Origin of the sequence: Moraxella sp. (assembly GCF_024227015.1) — a bacterium.
Lineage (GTDB): Bacteria > Pseudomonadota > Gammaproteobacteria > Pseudomonadales > Moraxellaceae > Moraxella.
The window spans coordinates 1-1,050 of record NZ_JAAELD010000118.1; the positions used below are offsets into that span (position 1 = coordinate 1).

1 protein-coding gene is annotated in these 1,050 nt (G+C 43.1%); it reads right to left on the reverse strand.

Going from position 1 to position 1,050, the window contains the following annotated elements; translation table 11 throughout:
- Positions 1 to 64: 64 nt before the first annotated feature.
- The coding region (locus tag GY683_RS02485; RefSeq protein ID WP_297287238.1) for a hypothetical protein at positions 65 to 1,050 on the reverse strand (986 nt) is incomplete at its 5' end.

Sequence of the window (1,050 nt, forward strand, 5' to 3'; positions counted from 1 at the left end):
AACTGGGTTCGAGGTTAAAGTTTTTTTGAAGAAAAAACTTTAACCTCGAATTCTAAATATCCGATTAAAACAACTGCTCTTCTGGAATCACGCTGGATTTGCGAGCCTTCGTGTTTGCACGATCTCTCGTATTGGATAAACGACTTGGTTTTAAATCGTAGGGCGACTGTGGACTGCCCCCAATGGGGAGGTGAATGTCAAAATGGCTACGATTGATATATTCTTCCCAAGTGTGTACTTCACAAGGGTCTTTCAAAAAGGTCTTTGTCTCTAAGGACGTTGTGGATGATAACAAGCCTTCTGTCACATTCTCATTGGGTGAATCTATGGTGACAACACCATCAATGCCTAATTCTGACGAGGCATCAATAGGACTAGCTGATTCGTCTCCAAAGCGATAAATGCCAGTAGTAGTGATATTCATATTGCCACCGTCGCCCTCATTAGCACGGGCTATAATTTTACCATTTTCCAGCACGACAAAATTGGCATTGACGCTCATATCGCCACCTTGTCCAAACCCTTTTTCTACGCTGGTTGTCACGTCGCTGTTGGTCAAACGCAATAATCCATCTGTTTTGATAATTAAGCCACCACCGCCGGCACTGATTGATTCTGTGGTAATGGCACTATCACTAGACAAGCGAATGCCATCACGAGCGGTAATGGTAATCGTGCCGGCATCACCGCCTCGAATTTGTTTTTTCCACTCACCATCAGCGTAGAAAAAGTGTTCGTATTTACCTTTGCCAGCATCTATTACACCAACCAGATCACCCGCTTTAGCCGGCAGTCGATTTAATTCGGCGAGGTTTGCAACAGTATGATGTTCAGCCTCAGTATTATTCATGGGCAACCATTCTTTACCTGAATAAATAAAACTGGATGGTTGACCATTTTCCACTTGAGCAATTTTTGCGATATTGCCGGTTTGAGCAATTGTTAGTGCATTCATAGCGGCTATGTCAGCAACCATAAGCGTGTTATTCAATTTGCTCCAGCTTTGACCGTTGAAAACAAAACGTGAATTGACATCCATGACATTTGCAG